The sequence below is a fragment of the Pseudomonas sp. 1176_21 genome (assembly GCF_052850635.1).
In genome coordinates this window covers 424309-447945 of sequence record NZ_VXCV01000003.1, presented here as the reverse complement: position 1 = coordinate 447945, position 23637 = coordinate 424309, and the positions used below count along the sequence as shown (strand labels likewise).

At 64.3% G+C, this 23637-nt stretch carries 22 protein-coding genes; 11 read left to right on the top strand and 11 right to left on the bottom strand.

The window, feature by feature from the left end; all coding sequences use genetic code 11:
- Nucleotides 1–188 precede the first annotated feature (188 nt).
- The gene (locus tag FW760_RS10190; protein ID WP_043862593.1) at nucleotides 189–1403 is read left to right on the top strand and encodes a GAF domain-containing sensor histidine kinase; all 1215 of its coding nucleotides are present in this window, start codon (nucleotides 189–191) and stop codon (nucleotides 1401–1403) included.
- Here FW760_RS10190 and FW760_RS10185 read toward each other — a convergent pair.
- A complete protein-coding gene (locus FW760_RS10185; protein WP_116052146.1) occupies nucleotides 1342–2259 on the bottom strand; it encodes a LysR family transcriptional regulator in 918 nt (305 codons plus the stop codon). The two genes, FW760_RS10190 and FW760_RS10185, sit on opposite strands and share 62 nt — an antisense overlap.
- Nucleotides 2260–2374: 115 nt before the next feature.
- Between FW760_RS10185 and FW760_RS10180 the strand changes: the two genes are divergently transcribed.
- Nucleotides 2375–3133 (top strand): SDR family NAD(P)-dependent oxidoreductase, encoded by a 759-nt coding sequence (locus FW760_RS10180; RefSeq protein WP_078480543.1) that lies wholly within the window; start codon nucleotides 2375–2377, stop codon nucleotides 3131–3133.
- A gap of 4 nt (nucleotides 3134–3137) precedes the next feature.
- Here FW760_RS10180 and FW760_RS10175 read toward each other — a convergent pair whose 3' ends face one another.
- From FW760_RS10175 to FW760_RS10145, 7 genes are all read right to left on the bottom strand, one after another.
- The gene (locus FW760_RS10175; RefSeq protein WP_116052147.1) at nucleotides 3138–3557 is read right to left on the bottom strand and encodes a DMP19 family protein; all 420 of its coding nucleotides are present in this window, start codon (nucleotides 3555–3557) and stop codon (nucleotides 3138–3140) included.
- A 53-nt stretch (nucleotides 3558–3610) separates the two neighbouring features.
- Nucleotides 3611–4468, bottom strand: a complete 858-nt coding sequence (locus FW760_RS10170) for an efflux RND transporter periplasmic adaptor subunit (RefSeq protein ID WP_054914719.1) — start codon at nucleotides 4466–4468, stop codon at nucleotides 3611–3613.
- An 11-nt stretch (nucleotides 4469–4479) separates the two neighbouring features.
- On the bottom strand, nucleotides 4480–4686 hold the full coding sequence (locus tag FW760_RS10165; RefSeq protein ID WP_043862598.1) for a DUF1656 domain-containing protein: 207 nt from the start codon (nucleotides 4684–4686) through the stop codon (nucleotides 4480–4482).
- Complete coding sequence (locus FW760_RS10160) at nucleotides 4673–6661, bottom strand: FUSC family protein (RefSeq protein ID WP_043862599.1); 1989 nt, start codon at nucleotides 6659–6661, stop codon at nucleotides 4673–4675. Before FW760_RS10160 ends, FW760_RS10165 begins: the two co-directional genes overlap by 14 nt.
- A gap of 241 nt (nucleotides 6662–6902) precedes the next feature.
- Nucleotides 6903–7019, bottom strand: a complete 117-nt coding sequence (gene ccoM / locus FW760_RS10155; RefSeq protein WP_043862641.1) for a cytochrome c oxidase subunit CcoM — start codon at nucleotides 7017–7019, stop codon at nucleotides 6903–6905.
- Nucleotides 7020–7152: 133 nt separating this feature from the next.
- Complete coding sequence (locus FW760_RS10150; protein WP_088513942.1) at nucleotides 7153–7314, bottom strand: hypothetical protein; 162 nt, start codon at nucleotides 7312–7314, stop codon at nucleotides 7153–7155.
- Nucleotides 7315–7384: 70 nt separating this feature from the next.
- A complete protein-coding gene (locus FW760_RS10145; protein ID WP_043862600.1) occupies nucleotides 7385–7714 on the bottom strand; it encodes a hypothetical protein in 330 nt (109 codons plus the stop codon).
- 151 nt (nucleotides 7715–7865) lie between these two features.
- Between FW760_RS10145 and FW760_RS10140 the strand changes: the two genes are divergently transcribed.
- Entirely contained in the window at nucleotides 7866–8480 is a 615-nt protein-coding gene (locus tag FW760_RS10140) for a decarboxylase (protein WP_116052148.1), read from the top strand.
- 6 nt (nucleotides 8481–8486) lie between these two features.
- Here the strand turns inward: FW760_RS10140 and FW760_RS10135 are convergent, their stop codons facing one another.
- Complete coding sequence (locus FW760_RS10135) at nucleotides 8487–9185, bottom strand: M949_RS01915 family surface polysaccharide biosynthesis protein (protein WP_278930083.1); 699 nt, start codon at nucleotides 9183–9185, stop codon at nucleotides 8487–8489.
- A gap of 116 nt (nucleotides 9186–9301) precedes the next feature.
- On the opposite strand from FW760_RS10135, the gene rapA reads away from it, so the two are divergent.
- Together rapA and FW760_RS10125 are read left to right on the top strand one after the other, a co-directional pair.
- On the top strand, nucleotides 9302–12148 hold the full coding sequence (gene rapA, locus FW760_RS10130; protein ID WP_054914722.1) for an RNA polymerase-associated protein RapA: 2847 nt from the start codon (nucleotides 9302–9304) through the stop codon (nucleotides 12146–12148).
- 215 nt (nucleotides 12149–12363) lie between these two features.
- The gene (locus FW760_RS10125) at nucleotides 12364–14616 is read left to right on the top strand and encodes a putative bifunctional diguanylate cyclase/phosphodiesterase (RefSeq protein ID WP_116052149.1); all 2253 of its coding nucleotides are present in this window, start codon (nucleotides 12364–12366) and stop codon (nucleotides 14614–14616) included.
- Here FW760_RS10125 and FW760_RS10120 read toward each other — a convergent pair.
- On the bottom strand, nucleotides 14516–15403 hold the full coding sequence (locus tag FW760_RS10120; RefSeq protein ID WP_043862605.1) for an NAD(P)-dependent oxidoreductase: 888 nt from the start codon (nucleotides 15401–15403) through the stop codon (nucleotides 14516–14518). The two genes, FW760_RS10125 and FW760_RS10120, sit on opposite strands and share 101 nt — an antisense overlap.
- A gap of 198 nt (nucleotides 15404–15601) precedes the next feature.
- On the opposite strand from FW760_RS10120, the gene FW760_RS10115 reads away from it, so the two are divergent.
- Nucleotides 15602–17788 (top strand): hypothetical protein, encoded by a 2187-nt coding sequence (locus FW760_RS10115; RefSeq protein ID WP_054914724.1) that lies wholly within the window; start codon nucleotides 15602–15604, stop codon nucleotides 17786–17788.
- A 203-nt stretch (nucleotides 17789–17991) separates the two neighbouring features.
- On the opposite strand, the gene FW760_RS10110 is transcribed toward FW760_RS10115, so the two are convergent.
- Nucleotides 17992–18297: a DUF2288 domain-containing protein gene (locus FW760_RS10110; protein WP_116052151.1), complete on the bottom strand. Its 306-nt coding sequence runs from the start codon at nucleotides 18295–18297 to the stop codon at nucleotides 17992–17994.
- 355 nt (nucleotides 18298–18652) lie between these two features.
- On the opposite strand from FW760_RS10110, the gene FW760_RS10105 reads away from it, so the two are divergent.
- The 5 genes from FW760_RS10105 to FW760_RS10085 all read left to right on the top strand — a co-directional run bounded on the left by FW760_RS10105 (nucleotide 18653) and on the right by FW760_RS10085 (nucleotide 23637).
- Nucleotides 18653–19771, top strand: a complete 1119-nt coding sequence (locus tag FW760_RS10105; RefSeq protein WP_043862608.1) for a branched-chain amino acid ABC transporter substrate-binding protein — start codon at nucleotides 18653–18655, stop codon at nucleotides 19769–19771.
- 223 nt (nucleotides 19772–19994) lie between these two features.
- Nucleotides 19995–20918: a high-affinity branched-chain amino acid ABC transporter permease LivH gene (gene livH / locus FW760_RS10100; protein ID WP_043862609.1), complete on the top strand. Its 924-nt coding sequence runs from the start codon at nucleotides 19995–19997 to the stop codon at nucleotides 20916–20918.
- Nucleotides 20915–22171, top strand: a complete 1257-nt coding sequence (locus tag FW760_RS10095; protein ID WP_043862610.1) for a high-affinity branched-chain amino acid ABC transporter permease LivM — start codon at nucleotides 20915–20917, stop codon at nucleotides 22169–22171. The genes livH and FW760_RS10095 overlap by 4 nt, the downstream gene beginning before the upstream one ends.
- Nucleotides 22168–22935, top strand: coding sequence for a high-affinity branched-chain amino acid ABC transporter ATP-binding protein LivG (gene livG, locus FW760_RS10090; RefSeq protein WP_054914726.1), 768 nt, complete (start codon nucleotides 22168–22170; stop codon nucleotides 22933–22935). Before FW760_RS10095 ends, livG begins: the two co-directional genes overlap by 4 nt.
- On the top strand, nucleotides 22936–23637 hold the full coding sequence (locus tag FW760_RS10085; RefSeq protein WP_043862612.1) for an ABC transporter ATP-binding protein: 702 nt from the start codon (nucleotides 22936–22938) through the stop codon (nucleotides 23635–23637).

The window sequence follows — 23637 nt, the reverse complement described above, 5'->3', positions numbered from 1 at the left end:
AACCTCACTGAAGCATCGTCGAAGATGCGGGGTGAATGGAATTGGCACGCGGGGCGGGTCGTCTGCGGCCCTCTCTGACGGAGAAGCTCGACAGGCAGAGGTTACTAAAAACCCGCCTGCGCCTGACACCCTTTTTTTCGCTAAACTGCCAGACATCCTCACCTTGCCGCCAGCCACGTGGACGTTCCATGAGTACTGCCATCACCGCCGACCTTGCCACGATTGCGCGGATCAACGCCGTGCCGGCCATCCTCCAGGTGATCTGCGAAACCACCGGCATGCGCTTTGCGGCCGTGGCCCGTGTCACCGAGAACAACTGGACCGCCTGCGCCGTGCTCGACAACCTGGGCTTTGGCCTGGGAGTGGGCGGCGAGCTGGACGTGGCCACCACGCTATGCCACGAGATTCGCGGCAGCCACCAGACCATCGTGATCGACAAGGCCAGCGAGGACGCCCGCTACTGCCACCACCCCACCCCGCGCCTGTACCGCTTCGAAAGCTATATCTCGGTGCCGGTGTTCCGTACCAACGGCAGCTTTTTCGGCACCATCTGCGCGCTCGATCCGGCCCCGGCCGCCCTCACCGGCAGTGCCATCCAGCCGATGATGGAGTCCTTCGCGCGGCTGTTGACGATCCAGATCGAGAGCGAGGAAGCCGCCCAGCAGACCGAGGCGGCGCTGAAGAAGGAGCTGGCCATCGCCGAGCTGCGCGAACAGTTCATCGCGGTGCTCGGCCACGACCTGCGCAACCCGCTGTTCGCCATCACCGCCGGCGCCGAGCTGCTGGTCAAGCGCCTGGGCGATGCACGCTCGCGAACCATCGCCGAGCACATCCTCGCCTCCGGACGCCGTGCCACCGAACTGGTGCGCGATGTGCTGGACTTCGCCCGCGGGCGCCTGGGCAACGGCATCATGGTGAACATCCAGCCCTGCCCCGACCTGGACACCGCCCTGCGTCAGGTGGCCTCCGAGCTGCAACGGGTCTACCCGCAGCGGGTGATACGCCTGCATATCGATGACCTCAGCGGCATGTGCTGCGACCGCGAGCGGATCACCCAGCTGCTCTCCAACCTGCTGGCCAACGCCCTGAACCATGGCGACGCCAACAGCCCGGTAGATGTATCGGCGCGTATCGAGCAGCAGGTGTTCACCCTGGGCGTGCACAACCAGGGCGCGCCGATTGCCCCGGCGGTGATGGCGCAACTGTTCCAGCCGTTTTCGCGCCCGCTCGACGGCACCCCGCAAAGCGGCCTGGGGCTGGGCCTGTACATCGCCAACCAGATTGCCCTGGCCCATGGCGGGCGCATGGAAGTGGTGTCCAGCCGCGAGGCCGGCACGCTGTTCAGCCTGCGTCTGCCACTGGATCGAGTTGCCCCGCCAGAACCTGCTCCAGCCACCCCATGAACGCCGCCACCCGCAACGGCAGGTGTACCTGCCGAGCGAACAGCAATGACACCGGCATCGGCTCGGGCACCTGCTGGTCCAGCACGCTGACCAGTTGCCCGCTCTCCAGGTACTCGCGCACACCGGCAAAGGGCGCCTGGATGATGCCCAACCCGGCCAGGCAGGCGCTTTCGTAGGCATCGGTATTGTTCACCGTGACTGCACCGCCCATGGCCTGATACCGCGTCGTGGCGCCCTGTCGGTACTCGAACCCCGGGCAGCGCGCCCCCAGGTTCTGTACGTAGTGGATCAACTGGTGGTCGCGCAGGGCCTCCAGCCGTGTCGGCACCCCCATGCGCTGCAGGTAGGCAGGGCTGGCGCAGTTGACCATGCGCAGGCTGCCCAGGGGCCGGGCGACCAGCGCAAGGTCGCTGAGCGCACCAATGCGCAGCACGCAGTCGAAGCCCTCGCGCACCAGGTCGACCTGGCGATCGGTGCAACTGATCTCCAGCGCCAGCCCCGGGTGCTGCTGCATGAACGCCGGCAAGGCCGGCAGAATGATGCGCCGTGCCATCAGCGTCGGCAGGTCGATGCGCAGGCGACCGTGCAACTGGGCCGGGTCTGGCCGAAACAGCCCTTCGAGCTCGTCCATTCGCGACAGCAGGTCTTTGCTACGCTCGTACAGTTGCAGGCCATCCTGGGTGGCCTGTACACGCCGCGTGGTGCGGTTGAGCAGGCGCGTGCCCAGGTGCCTCTCAAGCAGGCGCACCTGTTCCGAGACGGTAGAACGCGGCAGCCCCAGGCTCTCACCGGCCAGGGTGAAGCTCGACAGTTCGGCAACCCGCACAAAGGTGCGCAACAGCTCCAGCGTGTTCATCCAGCCCCCTTCATTGTTCGACCCTGCCGAACAGTATTTCCGAATCCAGCGGATTTATCAGTACCGGAGCGACCAATAGACTGTGCTCGACTTCAGCCACCCCGAGGAACCGACCATGACCCGCAAGATCGCACTGATTACCGGCGCCAGCCGTGGCCTGGGCAGGAATACCGCGTTGCACCTGGCAGCCCAGGGCATCGACATCATTGGCACCTACCACAGCAAGGCCGACGAGGCCCACGCGCTGGTGGCCGAGCTTGAGCAAAAAGGCGTGCGCGCCACCATGTTGCAACTGGACGTGAGCAACAGCGCCAGCTTCGAGGCGTTCGCCGCCACCCTCGATGACACCTTGCAGCGTACCTTCGGCCGTCGGCAGTTCGACTTTCTGGTGAACAACGCCGGCATCGGCATCAACGCAAGCTTCAGCGAAACCACCGAAGCGCAGTTCGATACCCTGCTCAACATCCAGCTCAAGGGCCCGTTCTTTCTCACCCAGCGGCTGCTGCCGCTGCTTGCCGACCAGGGCCGCATCGTCAACATCTCCACCGGGCTGACCCGCTTCGCCCTGCCCGGCTTTGCCGCCTACGCGGCGATGAAGGGGGCGATGGAGGTGCTGACCCGCTACCAGGCCAAGGAGCTCGGTGCGCGTGGCATTCGCGTGAACATCCTGGCCCCCGGTGCCATCGAGACCGACTTTGGTGGCGGTGTGGTACGCGACAATGACCAGGTGAACGGCTTTATCGCCAGCAACACCGCCCTGGGCCGCGTCGGCCTGCCGGATGATATCGGCGCGGCGGTGGCTGTGCTGCTCGGCGACGGTGGCAGCTGGATCAACGGCCAGCGGGTGGAGGTGTCGGGCGGGATGTTCCTCTGAAACCTCAGAGGTGCCTGTACAGCTCGGTGAGGCGGTCCAGTGCGGCCTGCACGAAGTCCTCGGGCAGGTTCTGGATCAATCGCGACGGGGCCTCGAACAGGTCCTCGCCGTGCGCTGCCTCAAGCGCCTCGAGCACCTCCATGCGCGCGTCACGACGCTCGGGGTAGTGCGGGCCGAACAGCGCCAGGGCATCACCGAACGCCTTGGCAGTGACCGGCATGTGCAGGGCATGCAGGCCGCGCAAGGCGATCAGGGCCTGGTCGCCGGCACTGTTCCAGAAATACTGGTCCAGCCGCCCGTTCATGGTTTCGGCCTCCAGCCACCACAGCGCGATGGCTTCCTGCTCCTGCGCCAGCAAGGTGTCGAAACCGTGACCCCAGCGTGCTTCGAGTTGCGCCCAGGTGGGGCTGTTGGTGATGCTCATGTACGTTCCCTCGCCCACGTGCCGAATCGATGGGCGCGATTATAGGCGCCGCCTCAGTCCTCGCGCACCTGCACGCTGGCGGTCATGCCTGCACTGAGGTTGACCCCCGCCGGCACCTCGTCGAGCCGGATGCGCACCGGAATGCGCTGGGCCAGGCGCACCCAGTTGAAGGTCGGCTCCACTTCGGCCAGCAACTGGCTGTCGGGGGTGGCGTTGCGATCGGTGATGCCGCGGCTGATGCTCTGCACATGGCCCTGCATCGGCTCGCCGGCGCTCATCAGCCACACCTTGACCGGCGCACCGACCTTGATGCGCGGCAGCTTGGTTTCTTCGAAATAGGCCTGCACATAGAAGGTCGAGTCGTCCACCAGCGCCATCACCGGCTGCCCGGCATTCACATAATTGCCCTCGGCCAGGCGCAGGTTGGTGATGTGCCCGTCCCGCGGTGCCTTGACCTGGCTGCGCGCCAGGTTGAGCGCGGCCACCTTGACCTCGGCCAGGGCCTGGCGCAGCTCGCCACGGGCCACGGCGGCGTTGATCTGGGCGTTTTCGCGCAGCTCGGCGCTGATCGCCTGCGGGCCCAGTGCAGCGCGGCGCGAGGCCTCGTGTTCGCGCAGGCGCAGTTGCTGCTGGCGGGTCTCGGCCACGGCATTGGCTTTATCCAGCGCGGCCTCGAAGCGGTCCTTGTCGATGGACATCAGCAAGTCCCCCGCCTTGACCTCCTGGTTGTCGTGCACCTTGAGCTCGCGCACCCAGCCCGACACATCCGGGGCGACGATCACCACGTCGGCGCGGATCTTCGCGTCGCGGGTCCAGGGGGTGAGCATGTAGTAGCGCCACAGTTCGAGGCCGGCGAACACCGCCACCACCACCAGGCACAGGGTTACGGCAACACGCACATAGGTACGCATGGTCAAACTCCTTACAGGGGCCCCAGTACGCGGGTGACCAGGGCCAGAATACAAACGAACAGTGCAGTGTCGAACAGGGCTTCATGCCACACCCAGCGCCCCAGCGGGGTCAGACGCAGCAGCAGCCGCACCGCGAAGGTCAGCAGCAGCGCCAGCACCGCATAGATCAGAAACGGGCTGAGCAGTACCCCGCCCATTGCCCACTCACGCAACCCCATGGAGTTCCTCCTGTCGCCGGCACCACTTGGCCCAGCTGTGTCGAAGTTGCAGTACCGCGCCCACGGCAAGACGCAGCGGGTCGCTGTCGGGGCGTTGCTGCAACGCCGCGATGAAGGCTTCGCTGGCAGCATCCAGGCGCTGCCCGCGCCCGGCACCCGGGCCCTGTGCCAGCACGTTTTCCAACTGCTGGAAATACGCGCGCTGCGCCGCGTCCGGTGGCACCTGGGCCACCGCCAGGCACATGCGCAGGTGCAGCAGTTCGTCGCCGATGTCCAGCCCGTGCAGGCCATCGTCCCAGTGGCCGCGCTCCTGCTCGGGCAGCGCGGTGTAATGGCGCGCCAGCTGCAGCAGGCGGTCGGCCATGCGCCCGCCAAACCAGGTTTCGGCGCCGCGCAGGTCGCGCCGGGTCAGGCGTACCAGGTCGTTCTGGGTGGCGGCGCGCAGGCGCCGGCCGTGCCATGCGGGGTTGCGCAACACCAGCAGCTTGAACGCCAGCACCGCTGCGCCCACCCCCAGCAGCATGGCCTGGGCACTGTTGAGAAAGTTGGCCACATCGAACGTCATGGTATTGAGCGGTGCCACCAGCACGATGAAGTGCAGGCAGTACGAAGTGGCTGTGGCGCCGATTTTCGGGTTGGCCATGCCCAGCGCGCCCAGGAACAGCGGCACCCCCATGCCCATGCACAGCAAGGCAAAACCGCTCCACTGCGGCAGCAGGATCTGCCCGACGAAGAACGCCACGGGCACCGCCAGCAGGATGCCGCGCAAAAAACTCATGCCGATCTGCGCGCCGTTCTCGCGACTGGCGAACAGGCTGCACACCACGCAGGTGAGCACCAGGCCGCCGGGCGCCGCCGACCAGGCGGTGGCCAGCCAGAAGCTGGCCATGGCCAGGAACGCCAGCGCACTGCGCGAGCCGAACAGCAGTGCCAGCGGCACGTCGCGGTGCACCGCCAGGCTGTCGGGCAGGTCGGCCGGTGCCTTGCCCTCCTCCACCGCGCGCAGGGCCAGGGTCGCCGCCATGGCGTTATCCAGCAGCAGGGTCAGACGCGCCAGGCAGTAATGCTGCGCGGGGCTGTTGTGCTCGTCATGGGCGGCATCCCAAACGCGCTGGCGCAGCACCAGCAGTGCAGCCTGATCGGGCTCGGCCAGGGCGGCCTGCACCTCGCTCAGCCACGGGGCCATGTGCTGCGCCTGTTCGTCGTCGAGCTGGCGCCACTGACGGCGTACAGAACGGGCGATGCGCAACAGGATCAGCAGCTTCTGGCTGAGCCCGCGAATAGCCCGGGCACGCTGGCGACCCAGGCTGCCTTCGAACCAGGCGTGTTCGCGCTGGGCATCCACCGCGACGATGCGCCCCAGAATCTCCAGAAGGCCCTTGCGCCCCTGCTCCTCGCCGGTCAGGGTCGCACTGGCCGCCTGCAGGCCGCTTTGCCAGGCCTGGCGAGCCTGCCCGCTGAGCTGCTGCTCGACCCGCATCGGCCAGAGCAAGGCGCTGACCAAGGTGGCGCAGATGATGCCCAGGCTGATCTCGGTGCAGCGTGCCACCGCCTGGTCGAACACCAGCAGCGGGTGATTGATGGCCGGCAAGGCGATGATCGCCACGGTGTAGCCGGCCAGCACGAAGGAATACGCCCAGGCGCTGCGCAGCAGGGTCGAGCAGGCCGTGCACAGCGCCAACCACAGGGCCAGCGCCAGCAGAAAAAGCCACGGCGTCTGGGCGAACAGGCCCATGAACACCACTGACATGATCGTGCCGACCAGCGTGCCGAACAGCCGTGCCAGGCCCTTCTGCAGCACCATGCCCGACAGCGGCTGGGCCACGATGAAAGCCGTCATCAACGCCCAGGCCGGTTGCTCCAGCCCCCAACGCAACGCCAGCCACAGCGCCAACCCGCCGCCAAGCAGGGTTTTCACGGCAAATTGCACAGCGAGTCGGTTGGGCGCCAGCAGGGCCTGCAGAGTGATGGGCACGGATCGAACCTTGGGAAGCGATGAAGTAAAGATAGACACAGATACGCGGGAAAGGTCAGATGCGAATTATTAGCTAGCTAACTACTTATAGTCCAGAATTTTTCTCCCTTCCTTCGCCGGCAAGGCCGTGCCTACAGGGCCCATCCCGGCAGGCCCCGGTACTGCCACCCCAAATTCCAGGCAAAAAAATGGGCAACCGAAGTTGCCCTAAATGCCTTGCGTGCTCGTGTATCGGAAAGGATCAGCCCTGCTTGCGCTTGTTCGAGTCCTTCCAGATGAAAATACCCAGGCCTGCGAAAAACAGCAGCATCAGGCCGACTGTCACAACGCCAGCGATAACCACATTATCGAAGAACATATCGGCCTCCATTCGCCTGCACCTGTCTGATGGGGTAACAGTAGCGAATGGGGCGGGAGAGGAAATTGACCGAGGTCAATGGCGCCCATCAACGGACGCGCGAGGCGGGTGCAGGGTTGACCTGCATCAAGAATCAGCGCTTCTTCGGCTTGCCCTTGGGCTTTTTCTTGCCCTTGCCCAGGGGCATTGCCTGCTCGAACGCCTGACGCACTTCGTTCAGGCGCTTTTCCTTGAGGTCGTGCACGCGACGGGCGCGCTCGGCGCCGAAATCGATCAGGTTGTCGTCTTGGCTCATGTTCAGGCTCGTGGAACGGACTGCGGAAGTCGCCATGATGAGGGCTCGCGCCCGCACTGAACAGCCCCGCTCAGACTTCGATGTCCACCAGCAGGCCCTGGCGCGGCTGTTCGCCCATCAGCGGCGCCACCGGCACGGTGTTGTCGGCGTTGACCTCGTCGCCCGGCAGGGCCTGGTACAGCTCTTCGTCCGGGGCCTTGCGGCGTTTGCCCTGGCGGCGGCGCTGCTCGTCACGCAGCAGTACCCCCGACTCCTGCGGGTCGCGCTTCTTGAAATCGATATTGCTGTCGGTGGCGCTGGGCTGGGCCGGCACCACTGGGGCGATGGTCGGCGGCTGCTTGACCGGGTCGTGTTGCGTGGTGACCGGGGCGGCACTGAGGGGAATGATGGGCGGCAGCATGGTTGTTGTTCTCCTGTCGCCAATGTGTCGGCTGCCAAACGGCAGCCTTGAGCGCCGATGGCAAAAGTGTGGCACCCGTCACAGCCAGGGGTGTGCCTGAGTATAGTACGCTGCGCTTCCCGTTTTTCGCCCTATAAGGCAGGAGCCTACGATGCGCATCCCCTATCGCCTCCTGGCGAGTATCGGCCTGGCCACGGCCGGCCTTGCGGCCATGGCCGACCCGGCTCCGGCGCTGTTCGGTGGCTGGCGCAACCTCGCCACGGCGGCCGATGCCGGGTATGTCGAGGAGAACATGGCATTCGCCATGCTGCCGGCAGTGGTTGCCCGCGGCACGCGCATGGCCGTGCTGGACGAGCAGCGCAAGCAGACCGTGTGTTGCCTGGAGGTGGTCAGCGTGCCGCTTGAAGACAGCCTGCTGCGCCACCGTTTCGACCTGCCGGGCGTCTGGGTGAGCGACCTGCGCAATGACTGGAACATCGACCACCGGCCCTACCTGCCCGAGGTGTTCGCCCTGCAACGACGCGACGCCCTGGTCGACTATCACTTCGATGAAAATGGCTACGGCCACCTGGGGGGCCTGCTCGTCCCGGCCGATGCGCGAATCACACCCCAGGGCACGCTGCACACCGGTGGCCAGACGTTCACCGTCGACATCGATACCCAGCCGATGGCCAACGACAACGGCTCGATGAGCCGCTACACCCTGACCGACACACGCAACCCGCAGCACCGCTATACGGTGGAAGTCCCCGTCGCCACCTACTGACGTGCCCTACTGATCGGGGTCGTCATCGTCCGGTTCGGGCGCCGCGTCGCTCCACGGGCGCTTGAGCACGCTGTTCCAGACCTTCTCCAGGTGTTCGCGCAGCACCGGCGGTGCGTCCTTGAGGGTGGGGCCGTCTTCGCGTTCACCACCAAAGGCATCCTCGCCTTCCGGGGCGATCAGCGACTGGCCATTGATCACGTAGCTGGCGGCCCCTTCGCGCAGTTCCACATGCAGGTCCTGCGGGTCGACACCGCCACCGCAAAAGGAATGGCTGGCAACGGTCAGTTCGGCCACACCATCGTTGTTCAGGTCGCTGGCGCCGCTGACGTCGGTATAGAAGCCCACGTCCAGGTCCAGCCCCGGGCAGGTGGTTTCATTCTCGATGGTCCAGCGCGCCTTGTAGGTTTGGGCGTCGTGGCTGCGGCCATACAGGGTGGCGGTGAGCACCACCCGGTCGACCTCCTGCTGGGTTTCCTCGTCGCTGACCTGGTCGTCCAGGCGGCTGAGTACCAGCACCGCCTCGCCGTCGCGGTCGCGAAAGTGCACGTTCTGCACCGGCACCTGCACGCCCAGCGCCGCCAGCGCCGGGGGCTCCAGTGGTGGCAGCAGTTCGAAACCCTGCTGGTCGCAGGCGCCGAGCGAGGCCAGGCTGGCCAGTACGATGCAGTGGCGTAACGGGAGGGACAGCAGAGGGTGTCGGAGCATGGGTCGAGGCCTGTGGTGGCAAAGACGGCTTTCGTCGATGAAATCGCCAGACGCTTTGGTCTGTGCAGCCCTATCCGTTAAGATAGTCGCCTTTTGAATGGCGGGAGTCAGGCAGTATGGCGCAGCAGTATCAACCGGGGCAACGCTGGATCAGCGACAGCGAAGCCGAGCTGGGTCTAGGGACCGTTCTGGCACAGGACGGCCGCTTGTTGACCGTGCTCTACCCGGCCACTGGCGACACCCGCCAGTACTCCCTGCGCAATGCGCCCCTGACCCGCGTGCGTTTCTCGCCGGGCGACCAGATCACCCACTTCGAAGGCTGGAAGCTGACCGTGCGCGAAGTCGAGGTCATCGACGGCCTGATGGTCTACCACGGCCTCGATGCCCAGAACCAGGCTTGCACCCTGCCTGAAACCCAGCTGTCGAACTTCATCCAGTTCCGCCTGGCCAGCGACCGCCTGTTCGCCGGGCAGATCGACCCGCTGGCGTGGTTCTCGCTGCGCTACAACACCCTGGAACACACCAGCCGCCAGTTGCAGTCGTCGCTGTGGGGCCTGGGCGGCACCCGTGCCCAGCCGATCGCCCACCAGTTGCACATTGCCCGCGAAGTGGCCGACCGTATCGCCCCGCGCGTACTGCTGGCCGACGAAGTGGGCCTGGGCAAGACCATCGAAGCCGGCCTGGTGATCCATCGCCAGCTGCTCACGGGTCGCGCCAGCCGCGTGCTGATCCTGGTGCCGGAGAACCTGCAGCACCAGTGGCTGGTGGAAATGCGCCGCCGTTTCAACCTGCAGGTGGCTCTGTTCGACGCCGAGCGCTTCATCGAAAGCGATGCCAGCAACCCGTTCGAGGATGCGCAACTGGCGCTGGTGGCGCTGGAGTGGCTGACCGAGGATGAAAAGGCCCAGGACGCGCTGTTCGCCGCCGGCTGGGACCTGCTGGTGGTCGACGAGGCGCACCACCTGGTGTGGCACGAAGACCAGGTCAGCCCGGAGTACGCGCTGGTCGAGCAACTGGCCGAGGTCATCCCCGGCGTACTGCTGCTGACCGCCACCCCCGAGCAACTGGGCCAGGACAGCCACTTCGCACGCCTGCGCCTGCTCGACCCCAACCGTTTCCACGACCTGGCCGCGTTCCGCGCCGAGAGCGACAACTATCGCCCGGTGGCCGAGGCGGTGCAGGAGCTGCTCGATGAAGGCCGCCTGTCGCCCAAGGCCCACGCCACCATCCAGGGCTTCCTGGGTGCCGAAGGCGAGGCGCTGCTGGCCGCAGTCAACGATGGCGACACCCAGGCCAGCGCACGCCTGATCCGCGAGCTGCTGGACCGCCACGGCACCGGCCGCGTGCTGTTTCGCAACACCCGTGCCGCGGTGCAGGGCTTCCCGCAGCGCCAGCTGCACGCCTACCCGCTGCCGTGCCCCGACGAGTACATGGAACTGCCGGTGGGCGAGCATGCCGACCTGTACCCGGAAGTCAGCTTCCAGGCCCAGGGCGACAGCGACGAAGAGAGCCGCTGGTGGCGCTTCGACCCACGGGTCGAATGGCTGATCGACACCCTCAAGATGCTCAAGCGGGTCAAGGTGCTGGTGATCTGCGCCCACGCCGAAACCGCGATGGACCTGGAAGACGCCCTGCGCGTGCGCTCGGGCATTCCGGCCACGGTGTTCCATGAGGGCATGAGCATCCTGGAGCGCGACCGCGCCGCCGCCTACTTTGCCGACGAAGAGTTCGGCGCGCAGGTGCTGATCTGCTCGGAAATCGGCAGCGAAGGCCGCAACTTCCAGTTCGCCCACCACCTGGTGCTGTTCGACCTGCCGGCCCACCCCGACCTGCTGGAACAGCGCATCGGCCGCCTGGACCGTATCGGCCAGAAGCACACCATCGAGCTGCATGTGCCGCACCTGCAGAACAGCCCGCAGGAGCGCCTGTTCCAGTGGTACCACCAGGCACTCAATGCCTTCCTCAATACCTGCCCTACCGGCAACGCCCTGCAGCACCAGTTCGGCCCGCGCCTGCTGCCGCTGCTGGAAAGCGGCGACGACGGCGAGTGGGAAGCGCTGGTCAACGAAGCCTGCGCCGAGCGCCAGCGCCTGGAGTCGGAGCTGCACAGCGGCCGCGACCGCCTGCTGGAGCTCAACTCCGGTGGTGCCGGCGAAGGCCAGGCGCTGGTGGAGGCGATCCTCGAGCAGGACGACCAGTTCGCGCTGCCGATCTACATGGAAACCCTGTTCGACGCCTTCGGTATCGACAGCGAGGACCACTCGGAAAACGCCCTGATCCTCAAGCCGAGCGAGAAGATGCTCGACGCCAGCTTCCCGCTGGGCGACGACGAAGGCGTGACCATCACCTACGACCGCAACCAGGCGCTGTCGCGCGAGGACATGCAGTTCATCACCTGGGAACACCCCATGGTGCAGGGCGGCATGGACCTGGTGCTCAGCGGCTCGATGGGCAATACCGCGGTGGCGCTGATCAAGAACAAGGCGCTCAAGCCGGGCACCGTGCTGCTCGAACTGCTGTACGTCAGCGAAGTGGTCGCCCCGCGCGCCCTGCAACTGGGCCGCTACCTGCCGCCGGCAGCGCTGCGCTGCCTGCTCGACACCAACGGCAACGACCTGGCGGCGCGGGTGTCGTTCGAGACCCTCAACGACCAGCTCGAAAGCGTGCCCAAGGCCAGCGCCAACAAGTTCATCCAGGCCCAGCGCGATGTCCTGACCCCGCGCATCAATGCCGGCGAGGCCAAGATCATGCCGCGCCACGCCGAGCGTGTGGCCGAGGCGCAGCGCCGCCTGGCAGCCGAAACCGATGAAGAACTGGCGCGCCTGACCGCGTTGCAGGCGGTCAACCCGACCGTGCGCGACACCGAAATCCAGGCCTTGCGTGCGCAACGCGAGCAGGGCCTGGCCATGCTGGAGAAGGCCGCACTGCGCCTTGAGGCAATTCGGGTACTGGTCGCCGGCTGACCCACTGGCCGGCTCCTGCATGATCGATGCAGGAGCCGGCCTTGCCGGCCAAGGGCGCGACCCGGTTTTAGAACCAAACGCTATCGCCCCAATCTCCAATCCATACAAGTCAATCTGCCATTAATCCCGATGGGTTAATGCTCTCTTCCTATACTCAGCCAAAACCGTCTCCACTCCGCTGGAGGCCGCGTGCACACCGGACCAAGAGGCATGCTATGGAGTGGCAGGGGCTGCATGTACTCGCCGAACTTCCCGCAACCGGACAATTGCTCCTCGATTGCCGGCACAACCCTTACCTGGTGGCACTTGCCTACCTGGTCGCCTGCGCGGGTAGTTTCGCCACCTTCGACATCATCGAACGCGTGGGCAATGCCGAGCACAGCGCCGCCCAACGTCAATGGCGCCTGCTCGGCACCTTCTGCCTGGCCTGCAGCGTGTGGGGCATGCACTTCATCGGCATGCTCGCCTTCCAGGCCCCCCTCGAGGTGCACTACGACCTGGCCCTGACGGCCGTATCGCTGCTGCTGATGCTGCTCGCCGCCTGGAGTGCGATGAACCTGCTCGGCACACCCCAGCCGCGCCTGCACCAGCATGTGCTGGCGGCCATCGCCATCGGCCTGGGCATCGGCGCCATGCATTACACCGGCATGGCAGCCATGCGCTCCAACGCCTCGCAGTTCTACCGCGCCGACCTGCTGGCAAGTTCGGTGGTGGTCGCCTTCGGCGTCAGCCTGCTGGCGTTGCTGCTGACCCGCTACCGCCCAGCCCAGAGCAACTGGCCCAGGTACGTCGCCAGCCTGGTGATGGCCACCGGCATCATCGCCACCCATTTCACCGGCATGTGGGCCTTGACCCTAGTGCTGCCCGTGGACGCGCCGCTGCAGTTGCCGATCACCGACAACAGCCTGCACCTGAGCCTGGCCATCGCCTTCGTCGCCCTGCTGATCAGTGCCAGTTGCATCAGCGCCGCCCTGTCGGACAAGAAGCTGCAGAGCAAGGAGCACGACCTGCGCCGGGTCAACATGCTGCTCAGCCAGCTGGACCAGGCACGCGTCTCGCTGCAACAGGCGGCGCACTACGATGCACTGACCAACCTGGTCAACCGTCGCGGTTTCAACCAGCTGTTCGCCGAGCGCCTGGCCGAACAGGCGGCCAGCGGCGGCATGCTGGCGGTGATGTTCCTGGACATCGACCACTTCAAGCGCATCAACGACAGCCTGGGCCATGACGCGGGGGACCAGTTGCTGCAGGTGATCGCCGCGCAGATCAAGAGCGCCACCCGCAGCCACGACGTGGTGGCCCGCTTCGGCGGCGACGAGTTCTGCATTCTGATCGGCCTGCACAACCGCGACGAGGCCCGCCACCTGGCGCAGCGCATCATGCACAAGGTCAAGGAACCGATCGACCTGAGCGGCCGGCGCATGGTGATGACCACCAGCATCGGCATCAGCGTGTTCCCCGACGACGGCGAAAGCTGCGACGAGCTGCTCAAGCACGCGGACCTGGCCCTGTACCAGTCCAAGGGCTGCGGGCGCAACAACCTGAACTTCTTCAGCAGCAACCTGAAAACCCGCGCCACCCTGGAGCTGCAACTGGAGGAGGAGCTGCGCGTGGCCCTGCTCGAAGAACGCGGGCTGCGCATCCACTACCAGCCGATCTTCGACCTGGCCAGCGGCCAGGTGGCCAAGCTCGAAGCGCTGATCCGCTGGCAGCACCCGCAGCACGGCCTGCTCAGCCCCGACCGCTTCATCGGCATTGCCGAAGCGAACGGCCTGATCGGCGAGCTCGACCTGTGGGTGTTGCGCCGCGCCTGCCAGGACCTGGCGCAGTTGAGCCGCCATGGCTTCGACCAACTCAAGGTCACCGTCAACTGCTCGGCGCTGACCCTGGGCCGCGAAGAACTCGTCAGCGAAGTGGAAGATGCGCTGTTCAGCGCGGGGCTGCCGGCCTGGCGCCTGGAAATGGAGGTGACCGAAAACGCGCTGATGGGCAACATCCACAACACCATCGCCCTGCTCAAGCGTATCCGGGCCAAGGGCGTTTCACTCTCGATCGACGACTTCGGCACCGGCTACTCATCGCTGGCCTACCTCAAGCGCCTGCCGCTGGACACGCTGAAGATCGACCGCTCGTTCATCCAGGACATCCCCCACTCCGAGCAGGACATGGACATCGTGCAGGCCATCATCATCATGGCCCACACCCTGCACCTGAAGGTGGTGACCGAGGGAGTGGAAACCGTCGAGCAGTACCAGTTCCTGCGCCAGCAGGGCTGCGACTTTCTGCAGGGCTACCTGTTCAGCCGCCCGGTACCGATGGGCGAGCTGCACGCGGTGCTCGGCAGCCTCAACCAGTGCAGCGACCTGCCTATGGCTTGCGGCGAAACAGCTCGACCAGGGTTGCGGGATCCTTTTCCAGGTAACCCTGGCTGCCGTGCAAGCGCATCAGCTGCGCCGCCAGGCCGCTGATCGGGGTGGCCGAGCCCTGCTCGCGGGAAAACTTGACCGCCGTATCCAGGTCCTTGAGCAAGGTGCGCACGTGCCACTTAACCGGCTCGTAACGCTGCTCGGCCATTTGCGGGGCCAGGATCTGCAGCGGCCTGGAATCGGCGAAACCGCCCGCCAGGGCTTCGGCGATCAGGCTGGCATCCACCCCTGACTGTTCGGCCAGGGCCACCACCTCGGCAATCACCAGTGCGTTGCAGGCCACGATCATCTGGTTGCAGGCCTTGGTCACCTGCCCTGCCCCCACCGCCCCCATGTGCGTGACCCGCTGCCCCAGCACCTGGAGCACCGGGCGCACCCGCTCAAGATCGGCCGCCTCGCCGCCGACCATGATCGCCAGGCTGCCGGCCTCGGCGCCCGGGGTGCCGCCCGACACCGGTGCATCCAGCCAGTGCATGCCGCAGGCCTGCCTCAGCTGTGCGGCCATTTGCCGCGTGGCGCCGGGCTCCAGGCTGGAAAAATCCACCAGCAGCTGCCCGGCCGCGCCGCCTGCGGCGATACCGTCGTCACCGAACACCACCTCGTGCACCACCTGGGTGTCGGCCAGGCACAGCATCACCACGTCCGCCGCCGCGCAGAGCTCTGCCGGGCTGTTCGCCTGGCTCGCCCCGGCGGCCACCAGTGGCGCGCACTTGTCCGATGAACGGTTCCACACGGTCAACGGAAAACCGGCCGCCAGCAGGCGCCGACACATGGGCAATCCCATCAGACCGATACCGGCGAACCCCAGCGAAGGTAGTGCAATGCTCATGACAGCTCCTGGCAAATTAAAGAAGTTGGCGATGCGGACGATTCAGTTCTCAGACGTGACAGGAAAACCCTTAGAGGGTTATAGGGCAGGACCCTATCGCTCACGCCAAAGGCGCACTGATACAGTCGCGAAACTTATCCCGTGATGGCTCGATGATATCGACTTTTACCAGCCGTCCACCCAGGCAAATGGCGCAAAATGACCTCAAAGAATACTTCTGCCACCGCGGTTTCCGAGCTGATGTCATCCTCCACCGCGCTCACCGCCCCGGCGCCTCGAGAATACTACAGCCCGCGCGCGGCTACGCCGCAGCAGTACCTGTATTACACCGAGACCGATATCCAGCGCATCCTGGACAACCTCGACGGCCTGCGCGACCTGGTGTTCCCGCCCAGTGTGCATGTCGAAGATGACACCCAGTTGCGCCTGGACCAGCAGTTCCCTTCGGTGTGCCTGATCGGCCTGGGTCGTTGCGGTTCGAACATTGCCCTGGATGTGGCGGAGCTGGTGTACAACGCCCGCACCTTCTACCTCAACGAATTCAACAACGAAGACCGCCACGCCGGCGAGCAGCCCTACAGCCCGGGCCGCTGGATCCGCAACAACCTGCGCCTGGTGCAGAACAAGGGCGCCAAGCCGGTGTTCCTGGTGGAACCGCTGGTGATGCTGGGCGACCTGGACAAGGACATCGCCGGGCGCATCCGTTTTTCGCGCAAGGGCGAGAAGAGCGGCTTTCTGCGCGACTACAGCAAGATGAAGATCATGGACCTGTCCGAGGTGCATGCGGGCGGCGCCGGCAACGCGCCGATCCTGGGCCAGTACCTGGCCAAGATCATCCTCAACAAGGAAACCCAGCGCTTCTCCAGTGCCGACTGGAAGCTGATCCACTCGTACCTGATCGACTCGTGCGGCATCAAGGCCAACCAGTCGCGCCTGTACTTCTACATCTTCAGCGCCGGTGGCGGTACCGGCTCGGGCATGGCATCGGAGTTCGGCCTGGCCCAGCAGTTCTCGTACATGAACAAGACGTTCGACACCAAGCCGGCCGACGAGAACGACACCAAGAGCGGGCACTCCTTCGTCTTCGAGCCGATCTTCACCAGCGGCATCTGCGTGCTGCCGAACATCTCCGACCACCGCAGCGAGATGTCCGAGGCACTGCACATCAACGCCGGCCGCCTGCTGTGCAAGTACCTGTCGGAGGAATGGGACTTCTCGTACAACTTCGACAACGAGGACAGCAGCGAAGCCAGCGTGATGGGGCGTATCCGTCCGTGGAACGCGATGATGCTGATCTCCAACGACATCATGCGCTATGCCGAGGAGAACGATGACGGCAACATCCAGGACATTGACGTCAATGCCATGGAGAAGCACGCCAACCAGTACATCTCGCAGCAGATCTTCAACATCCTCACCGCCCAGGCGGTGACCACCGACTACGACCAGAACTACTTCCGGCGCGCCGGCATCGACATCGGCGAGACCATCCGCCTGGATGCCAACGACCTGTTCATGAGCCTGGCCGGCCCGGTGGCCATCGCCTACGCCGAATCGGTAGTGCCCGAGCAGCCGACGCCAGGCAACGACAAGTTCAAGGTGTTCGAGAAAGAGAAGCCGCAGCTCAACATCGACGACCTGTTCTTCCGCTCCATCGACCTGCCGCACTTCAACAAGGTGACCCAGGCGATCGAGGGCATCAGCCTGCTGCCGATCGAGTCCAAGCGCTATCGCGCGGCCCTGGAGCAGTACAAGACCTCCGGCTACGACGCCGCGGCGCTGCATGACCTGCACTTCTTCAAGAACTGCTCGTCGGTGGTGTCGATCGTGTCCCTGCCCAAGGACTACAAGCTCTCGTACATGGACCTGAACCGGCTCAAGACCCACCTCAACAGCCTGTTCCCCAACACCACGCTCAAGCGCTACGCGCTGGTGATCGGCGCCTCGGCCAACCTGTCGCTGACCACCCTGATCGCCAAGAGCCCGTGCCTGTCGGACGACTTCCTGACCCTGATCGTGGCGTTCATCAAGCGCTGTTTCGCGCGCACCCCGTACCGTTTCGACGACACGCTGGACAACGCCATCCTCGACTTCATCACCCGTGAGGAATTCGACGAGGACCGTATCGACGACCTGCTCAACGAGTTCGAGAACCCGGCCAAGATCCTCGATACCAACTGGTACGCGATCAAGCCGATGTACGAGAAGAAGTACCGCGAGCTGATCAACGACAAGAGCAAGTTCGTGTCGATCAACGATATCCGCCTGTCACGCGAGTGCGTGAAGAAGGCGGTGAAGTACCTGCGCGAGATCTACCGTCACCGCATCGGCAAGACGCGGGTGATTTCGCTCAACAGCCATACGGGCAAGACAGACTACGAGTAATCTGCGCGGCGGCTTTGCGGCCATCGCGGGTCAAGCCCGCTCCCACAAGGTCTCCACCAACCTGTGGGAGCGGGCTTGACCCGCGATGAGGCAAGAACTGTTACCGCGTTTTTTGAACCCCTGCCCCACTGTTACCAACAACCACCCCGCCTGAACGCCCTCGCGCACCAAAATCTTCCGGCTGTTCGTTTTTGCGCACCAGATCAGGGCGCGGGCTTTTTCTGAATCACGATAAACGGCGAAACCACCACTGCCCAGATCGACGCAATCGTGTGCGAAAGGTCTAGCGCCTGCTCGGCAGTCACCGGCACGACCGTGCCATCATTTCGCCATTTTTCCACGGTTTCACTGCGGTTTTCGGCCATTGCCGACGCCACCTCGATCAGGTCCAGCGACGGGTCGACCCAAATCAGGTCACCCTTGGCCCAAAAACGCTCCAGTGCTTTCCACTCGATGATTGCAGTCTCGCCGAGCAATTTGGCATAGAGGGTGCTTGGTTGATCTGTCATGGGTTCCTACCAGAAATAATTCGACCACTGAAAGGTCGCTATTTTTGCAGAAAAACCCAGTTTCAAATAAGTAATTGATCGACAAGGCCATGAAGATCACGCCCCGCCGCAGCATGCTGGCAAATTGGCGGCGCCTTTATGTAACTTTCTGTCGATTAGGCGACACCCCCGGATTTTGCCCCGAAAAGCCCGCTTTTCAATCGATCAAGCGGCGCTCTACACTGTACCGGTACAGTTGCCAGGGCACTTTGCGGGGGAACACGGGAAAGGCGGGACGGCGTGGCCGTCACGGTATCCCGGTCCGTAGCCCTGGGCACCAGGACTATAAAAATTACAACAGAATGAGTGGAGCACTATGAGTAAGCAGATTTCCAAGCTGTTCGCCGCAATGGTTCTGGCCGGGGTTGCCAGCCATGCAGTTGCCGCCGATACCATCAAGATCGGCATCGCCGGCCCGAAGACCGGTCCGGTTACTCAATACGGTGACATGCAGTTCATCGGTGCAAAACAGGCCATCAAGGACATCAACGCCAAGGGCGGCGTTGACGGCAAGATGCTCGAAGCCAAGGAATACGACGACGCCTGCGACCCTAAACAGGCCGTGGCAGTCGCCAACAAAGTGGTCAACGATGGCGTCAAGTTCGTGGTCGGCCACCTGTGCTCCAGCTCCACTCAACCAGCGTCCGACATCTATGAAGATGAAGGCGTGATCATGATCACCCCGGCTGCCACCAGCCCGGAAATCACCTCCCGCGGCTACAAGCTGATCTTCCGTACCATCGGCCTGGACAGCGCCCAGGGCCCGGCCGCCGGCAACTACATCGCCGACCACGTCAAGCCCAAGGTGGTTGCGGTACTGCACGACAAGCAGCAGTACGGTGAAGGCATCGCCACCGCGGTCAAGCAGACCCTGGAAGGCAAAGGCACCAAGGTTGCCGTGTTCGAAGGCCTGAACGCCGGCGACAAGGACTTCTCCTCGATCATCCAGAAGCTCAAGCAAGCCAACGTCGACTTCGTGTACTACGGCGGCTACCACCCAGAGCTGGGCCTGATCCTGCGCCAGGCTCAGGAAAAAGGCCTGAAGGCCAAGTTCATGGGCCCAGAGGGCGTGGGCAACGACTCGATCTCGCAGATCGCCCAGGGCGCTTCCGAAGGCCTGCTGGTAACCCTGCCCAAGTCGTTCGACGCCGACCCTGCGAACAAGGCCATCGTCGACGCCATCAAGGCTGACGGCAAGGACCCGAGCGGTCCGTTCGTGTTCCCGGCCTACTCGGCGGTGGAGCTGATCGCCGAAGGCATCAAGGCGGCCAAGAGCGAAGACACCGACAAGGTCGCACAGGCCCTGCACACCGGCACCTTCAAGACCCCTACCGGCGACTTGTCCTATGACAAGAACGGCGACCTGAAGGACTTCAAGTTCGTCGTCTACGAATGGCATTTCGGCAAACCTAAAACCGAAGTTTCCCCTCAGTAATCCCGTCACTCCATGACTACAAGCCCACTGTGCGAGCAGTGGGCTTTGTTTTACGAGGTTCATGGGCCTGATTCCCGCGATCCGGGAGCAGGTTCACCTGAAAATCTTAAAACCGTCACCAGCGGTTCGCTGGCAGTGCCCGTGCGAAGTGGCCTCAGACCACAAGCCGGGACGGGCGCAAGCCCACCAGTGAAATGCGTATCGGGTTTTTAGGAGCGCTGTAATGCCTGAGATCTATCACTTCTTCCAACAGCTGGTTAATGGCCTGACCATTGGCAGCACCTATGCCTTGATAGCCATTGGCTACACAATGGTTTACGGCATCATTGGAATGATCAACTTCGCCCACGGCGAGGTGTACATGATCGGTTCCTACGTGGCCTTCATCGCCCTTGCCGGGCTGGCCATGATGGGCATCGACTCACTGCCGATACTGATGACCGCCGCGTTCATCGCGACCATCGTGGTCACCAGCGCCTATGGCTACAGCATCGAACGGGTCGCCTACCGCCCCTTGCGCAACAGCAACCGGCTGATCCCGCTGATCTCTGCCATCGGCATGTCGATATTCCTGCAGAACACTGTCTTGCTTGCCCAGGATTCCAAGGACAAGTCGATCCCCAACCTGATTCCGGGGAGCATCTCCTTCGGGCCGGGCGGCGCCGAGGAAGTCCTGATTTCCTACATGCAGATCCTGGTCTTCGTCGTCACCCTGGTGGCCATGACCGGGCTGACCCTGTTCATCTCGCGTTCACGCCTGGGCCGCGCCTGTCGCGCCTGTGCCGAAGACATCAAGATGGCCAACCTGCTGGGTATCAACACCAACAACATCATCGCCCTGACCTTCGTGATCGGTGCGGCCCTGGCGGCCGTGGCAGCGGTACTGCTGAGCATGCAGTACGGCGTGATCAACCCCAACGCCGGCTTCCTGGTGGGCCTGAAGGCCTTTACTGCGGCGGTGCTGGGCGGCATCGGCAGCATTCCGGGCGCCATGCTCGGCGGGCTGGTGCTGGGCGTGGCCGAGGCCTTTGGCGCCGATATCTTCGGTGACCAGTACAAGGACGTGGTGGCATTCGGTCTTCTGGTTCTGGTGTTGTTGTTCCGTCCGACCGGCATCCTGGGCCGTCCGGAGGTCGAGAAAGTATGAGCAGAAATCTCAAATCGGCGTTTTTCAGCGCCTTGCTGGTCTGGGCCGTGGCATTCCCGGTACTGGGCCTGAAACTCAGCATCGTCGGTATCAGCCTGCAGGTGCATGGCCAGGGGCCCCTGGCCCTTAGCGTGATTGTGGTGTGCTCGGTGCTGATGTTCCTGCGCGTGCTGTTCGACAAGCAATGGAGCGCGATGATGCGGTCCGCCCCCCGGGGTGCACTGATATCGCCCAAGGTCAGCAACTTCCTGACCCTGCCGCGCACCCAGCGCTACATCATCCTGGGCCTGATCGCGGTTGCCCTGGTGTGGCCGTTCTTCGGTTCGCGCGGTGCGGTCGACATCGCCACGCTCATCCTGATCTACGTGATGCTGGGCCTTGGCCTGAACATCGTGGTCGGCCTGGCGGGCCTGCTCGACCTGGGCTACGTGGGCTTCTACGCCGTGGGCGCCTACAGCTATGCGCTGCTGTCGCACTACTTCGGCCTGAGCTTCTGGGTGTGCCTGCCCATCGCGGGGATGATGGCGGCCACGTTCGGCTTCCTGCTGGGCTTCCCGGTGCTGCGCCTGCGCGGTGACTACCTGGCCATCGTGACCCTGGGTTTCGGCGAAATCATCCGGCTGTTCCTGCGTAACCTGACCGACCTCACCGGCGGCCCGAACGGCATCAGCAACATTCCCAAGCCGTCGTTCTTCGGCCTGAGCTTCGAGCGCAGGGCGGCTGAAGGCATGCAGACCTTCCACGAGTTCTTCGGGGTGGAATACAACTCGATCAACAAGGTGATCTTCCTGTACCTGGTGGCATTGCTGCTGGCCCTGCTGGCGCTGTTCGTGATCAACCGCCTGCTGCGCATGCCGATCGGGCGCGCCTGGGAAGCGCTGCGCGAAGACGAGATCGCCTGCCGTGCGCTGGGCCTGAACCCGACCATCATCAAGCTCTCGGCCTTCACCCTCGGTGCCTGCTTCGCCGGTTTTGCCGGCAGCTTCTTCGCCGCGCGCCAGGGCCTGGTGACGCCGGAGTCGTTCACCTTCATCGAGTCGGCGATCATCCTCGCCATTGTCGTGCTCGGCGGCATGGGCTCTCAGCTGGGCGTGATCCTCGCGGCCATCGTGATGATCCTGTTGCCCGAACTGATGCGCGACTTCAGTGAATACCGGATGCTGATGTTCGGTGCCCTGATGGTATTGATGATGATCTGGCGTCCGCAGGGCCTGCTGCCTATGCAACGTCCACACATGGAGCTGCGTCGATGAGCCGCGAAATTCTGCAAGTGAGCGGCCTGAGCATGCGCTTCGGCGGCCTGTTGGCGGTCAACGGCGTGGCCCTGTCCGTCAAGGAAAAACAAGTGGTGGCACTGATCGGCCCCAACGGCGCCGGCAAGACCACCGTGTTCAACTGCCTGACCGGCTTCTACAAGCCCAGTGGCGGCAGCATCCTGCTCGACGGCCAGCCCATCCAGGGCCTGGCCGGCCACGAGATCGCCCGCAAGGGCGTGGTGCGTACCTTCCAGAACGTGCGCCTGTTCAAGGAAATGACCGCGCTGGAAAACCTGCTGATCGCCCAGCACCGTCACCTGAACACCAACTTCTTCGCCGGCCTGTTCAAGACGCCGGGCTTTCGTCGCAGCGAGCACGAGGCGATGGAGTACGCGCAGTACTGGCTGGAAAAGGTCGACCTGGTCGAGTTCGCCAACCGTAACGCCGGCACCCTGGCCTATGGTCAGCAACGCCGGCTGGAAATCGCCCGCTGCATGATGACCCGCCCGCGGATCCTCATGCTCGACGAGCCGGCGGCAGGCCTGAACCCGAAAGAGACCGAAGACCTCAAGGCGCTGATCGGCACCTTGCGTGAGGAACACGGGGTGACCGTGCTGCTGATCGAGCACGACATGAAGCTGGTCATGAGCATTTCCGACCATATCGTGGTGATCAACCAGGGCACGCCGCTGGCCGATGGCACCCCGCAACAGATCCGGGACAACCCCGAAGTGATCAAAGCCTACCTGGGGGAAGCGTAAATGCTGCAGTTCGAAAACGTTTCCACCTTCTACGGCAAGATCCAGGCGCTGCACAGCGTCAACGTGGAGATTCGCCAGGGCGAGATCGTCACCCTGATCGGCGCCAACGGCGCGGGCAAGTCGACCCTGCTGATGACCCTGTGCGGGTCGCCCCAGGCCCACAGCGGCAGCATCCGCTACATGGGCGAGGAGCTGGTGGGGCAAAGTTCGGCGCAGATAATGCGCAAGAGCATTGCCGTGGTGCCCGAGGGTCGGCGCGTGTTCGCACGCCTGACCGTGGAGGAGAACCTGGCCATGGGCGGGTTCTTCACCGACAAGGGCGACTACCAAGAGCAGATGGACAAGGTGCTGCACCTGTTCCCGCGGCTCAAGGAGCGCTTCAGCCAGCGTGGCGGCACCATGTCCGGGGGCGAGCAGCAGATGCTCGCCATCGGCCGTGCGCTGATGAGCAAGCCCAAGCTGTTGCTGCTCGACGAACCCTCACTGGGGCTGGCGCCGATCATCATCCAGCAGATCTTCGACATCATCGAACAGCTGCGCAAGGATGGTGTAACGGTGTTCCTGGTGGAGCAGAACGCCAACCAGGCCCTGAAGATCGCCGACCGTGCCTATGTGCTGGAGAACGGCCGGGTGGTGATGCAGGGCACCGGTGAAGCGCTGCTGACCGACCCGAAAGTACGCGACGCGTACCTGGGGGGCTGA

Coding starts and splice junctions, on each gene's coding strand:
- FW760_RS10190 (WP_043862593.1), top strand. CDS start 189: ATGAGTACTGCCATCACCGCCGACCTTGCCACGATTGCGCGGATCAAC.
- FW760_RS10185 (WP_116052146.1), bottom strand. CDS start 2,259: ATGAACACGCTGGAGCTGTTGCGCACCTTTGTGCGGGTTGCCGAACTG.
- FW760_RS10180 (WP_078480543.1), top strand. CDS start 2,375: ATGACCCGCAAGATCGCACTGATTACCGGCGCCAGCCGTGGCCTGGGC.
- FW760_RS10175 (WP_116052147.1), bottom strand. CDS start 3,557: ATGAGCATCACCAACAGCCCCACCTGGGCGCAACTCGAAGCACGCTGG.
- FW760_RS10170 (WP_054914719.1), bottom strand. CDS start 4,468: ATGCGTACCTATGTGCGTGTTGCCGTAACCCTGTGCCTGGTGGTGGTG.
- FW760_RS10165 (WP_043862598.1), bottom strand. CDS start 4,686: ATGGGGTTGCGTGAGTGGGCAATGGGCGGGGTACTGCTCAGCCCGTTT.
- ccoM (WP_043862641.1), bottom strand. CDS start 7,019: ATGTTCTTCGATAATGTGGTTATCGCTGGCGTTGTGACAGTCGGCCTG.
- FW760_RS10150 (WP_088513942.1), bottom strand. CDS start 7,314: ATGAGCCAAGACGACAACCTGATCGATTTCGGCGCCGAGCGCGCCCGT.
- FW760_RS10145 (WP_043862600.1), bottom strand. CDS start 7,714: ATGCTGCCGCCCATCATTCCCCTCAGTGCCGCCCCGGTCACCACGCAA.
- FW760_RS10140 (WP_116052148.1), top strand. CDS start 7,866: ATGCGCATCCCCTATCGCCTCCTGGCGAGTATCGGCCTGGCCACGGCC.
- FW760_RS10135 (WP_278930083.1), bottom strand. CDS start 9,185: ATGCTCCGACACCCTCTGCTGTCCCTCCCGTTACGCCACTGCATCGTA.
- rapA (WP_054914722.1), top strand. CDS start 9,302: ATGGCGCAGCAGTATCAACCGGGGCAACGCTGGATCAGCGACAGCGAA.
- FW760_RS10125 (WP_116052149.1), top strand. CDS start 12,364: ATGGAGTGGCAGGGGCTGCATGTACTCGCCGAACTTCCCGCAACCGGA.
- FW760_RS10120 (WP_043862605.1), bottom strand. CDS start 15,403: ATGAGCATTGCACTACCTTCGCTGGGGTTCGCCGGTATCGGTCTGATG.
- FW760_RS10115 (WP_054914724.1), top strand. CDS start 15,602: ATGACCTCAAAGAATACTTCTGCCACCGCGGTTTCCGAGCTGATGTCA.
- FW760_RS10110 (WP_116052151.1), bottom strand. CDS start 18,297: ATGACAGATCAACCAAGCACCCTCTATGCCAAATTGCTCGGCGAGACT.
- FW760_RS10105 (WP_043862608.1), top strand. CDS start 18,653: ATGAGTAAGCAGATTTCCAAGCTGTTCGCCGCAATGGTTCTGGCCGGG.
- livH (WP_043862609.1), top strand. CDS start 19,995: ATGCCTGAGATCTATCACTTCTTCCAACAGCTGGTTAATGGCCTGACC.
- FW760_RS10095 (WP_043862610.1), top strand. CDS start 20,915: ATGAGCAGAAATCTCAAATCGGCGTTTTTCAGCGCCTTGCTGGTCTGG.
- livG (WP_054914726.1), top strand. CDS start 22,168: ATGAGCCGCGAAATTCTGCAAGTGAGCGGCCTGAGCATGCGCTTCGGC.
- FW760_RS10085 (WP_043862612.1), top strand. CDS start 22,936: ATGCTGCAGTTCGAAAACGTTTCCACCTTCTACGGCAAGATCCAGGCG.